Consider the following 2339-nt stretch of genomic DNA (forward strand, 5'->3'; position numbering starts at 1 on the left):
GGGATGCGGCGGCGTTTCGCAATCTGGATGGGGTGGTCTTTGTCATTGACGCCTCACCTTCGATGACCGGCAGCGCGCGCTGGCCGTTGCTGCAGACCATGGGGCGGTTTGGGGTTGCGGCGCTGGGGTCGCGGCCCGGCGCGCTGGTGGTGTTTGCAGGCGATTCCTATGTGGCGAGCGAGATGACCGGCGATCTGCGCCAGCTGGGGCAGACGCTGCTGCTGATCGATGGTGATACCGTGCCCGACATGGGCAGCAGGCCAGAGCGCGCGCTGGCGCAGGCGGCAGTGATGCTGCGCGAGGCAAAGGTGCTGGCGGGGGATGTGGTCCTATTCAGCGATGGCGGCGGGCTGGGGCCAGAGGCATTGGTCGCGGCGGCGGCACTGGCAGAGCAGGGCGCGCGGCTGTCGGTGGTGTCTGCGGAGGGTCCGGGACCAGAGGTGCAGGCGCTGGCGGCCACCGGGCGGGGGCGGGTGTTTGAGCTGAACGAGACCGAGGGCTTTGCCGCCTTTTTGTCCGAACAGGCGCGCGACCGGCTGGAAAAGCAGGAGTATCCGCTGTTGTTCTGGTCGGATTATGGCCGTTTTTTGCTGCTGGCCGCACTGATCCCGGTGCTGTTGTTGTTTCGCAAAAAGGGTCTGGCATGAGGTGGGTTTTGCTGGTGGCGGCCGTCTGTCTGGCGTTTTCGGCGCTTTTGGGCGGCAGTGCGCCGCTGGGCCGGGTGCTGATGTCGGCAGGCCTGCCGGGGCTGGCGGTGCCGCTGTTGCGCGATCCCGATTGGCGCGGCGCTGCGGCCTATCGCGCCGGGGCATATGCGCAGGCAGAAGAGGCGTTTCGGGTCGCGCGCAGCATGCTGAACCTTGGAAATGCGCGGGTGAGGCAGGGCGAATATGCCGCCGCATTGGAGGCGTTCGATGCGGGCCGGATGACCGGGGACCCTGAGGCGGGCGCGAATTTTGATCTGCTGTCCGTCTATTACGCCGGGCTGGCGCTGGACCCCGAGACTGCGATTTCCTGGGCAACGGAAAAGGAAGAGGGCGCAGTGCTGAAATCCTCGGTCGCGCAGGGCAGTGCGCGGGCTGCGGGCACGGGGTCGCAGACCAGCAATGCCGGGGCGCTGATCGGCCTGCCTGATCTTGAGAGCCACGGACCGCTGGGCGTGCGGCGGGTGTTTGACGACAAGTTCATGGTGGCGAACCGGCGCTGGCTGGCGACGCTGCAGGATGTGCCGGGGGAGTATCTGGCCGCGCGGATCCGTTTCGAACACAAGAACCGCGAAAAGGCCGGGCTGGCCCCGCCTGCGCCCGAGGATCCGTCATGAAAGCGCTTGTGCTGCTGTTCTGGCTGCTGGGTGGAGGTCTGGCCCTCGCCCAGACGCAGGAGGTGTTTCCCGGAGAGCTGACCCTGACTGTCACGGTCGAGGCGGGTGCGGCGACGCCTTATGTTCAGGAAATGGTGCTCATCACCATCACCGGCCAGTACCGTCGCTACATCACGCTGGAAAAGCTGGAACAGCCGGATCTGGAGGGGTTCAACTGGATGCAGCTGGGGCCCGATCAGTGGTTCGACACGACGGAACGTGGCCGCAAGGTCAAGAATTTCAAGCGGCGGATGGCGCTTTATCCGGATCGTGCGGGGATGCTGCGCATCGGCGCCTTTACCCATCACCTGCGGCTGACGGATGAGGGCGATGACTGGTTTGCCCATGACATCCAGTCCGCGCCGGTCACGATCGAGGTGTTGCCCGCGCCGCCGGTCGACTCCTGGTGGTTTCCGGCGCGCGAACTGACCGTGTCGGACAGCTGGTCCAACGCGCCCGACCAGCTGAAGCCCGGCGAGGGGGTGCTGCGCATCATCCGCATCGAGGCGGTTGGGGTGGATCCCGACATGATTCCGCCGATGCCCGAGCTGACCTCGCCCTCGGCGATGATCTTTGCCCATCCGGAAAAGCGGCTTGTGCAGTTGTCACCCGAGGGTCCGGTGGGGATCGCCTTCTGGCGCTGGACGATCCGGCCCGGCAACGACACCTCGGCCATCGTGGAGCCGGTGAGTTTCGACTATTTCGACACGGTGAACCGCGTGATGCGGACGGTGACAATCTCTGCTCAGCGGGTGGCGATGGATGAAAGCGTGCTGCCTGCGCCGGTCGTGCCACCCGTCCCGGCGCGGCTGCTGGCCTGGCCGGTTCTGGGGGTGTTCGCGATGGCGCTGGCGGCTGGGCTGGGTGTGATCCTGATGGGGCGGCAATTTGCGGGGCTGGAGCGTTTGCGCCGTCTTGCGCCGTTTGATCCGCTGCGGCGGCGGATGTCGCGGGCGGCAGCGGCGGGGGATCTGGGCGC

At 66.6% G+C, this 2339-nt stretch carries 3 protein-coding genes; all 3 read left to right on the forward strand.

Annotated features, from left to right (window positions below; translation table 11 throughout):
- Window positions 1-647 (forward strand): vWA domain-containing protein (locus tag P775_RS27975; protein WP_099910377.1); only part of this gene is annotated, 647 nt, incomplete at its 5' end.
- The gene (locus tag P775_RS07415; protein ID WP_099910378.1) at window positions 644-1321 is read left to right on the forward strand and encodes a hypothetical protein; all 678 of its coding nucleotides are present in this window, start codon (window positions 644-646) and stop codon (window positions 1319-1321) included. The genes P775_RS27975 and P775_RS07415, both read left to right, overlap by 4 nt.
- The coding region (locus tag P775_RS07420; protein WP_099910379.1) for a BatD family protein at window positions 1318-2339 on the forward strand (1022 nt) is incomplete at its 3' end. The genes P775_RS07415 and P775_RS07420, both read left to right, overlap by 4 nt.

This window comes from Puniceibacterium antarcticum, assembly GCF_002760615.1.
GTDB classification, from domain to species: domain Bacteria; phylum Pseudomonadota; class Alphaproteobacteria; order Rhodobacterales; family Rhodobacteraceae; genus Puniceibacterium; species Puniceibacterium antarcticum.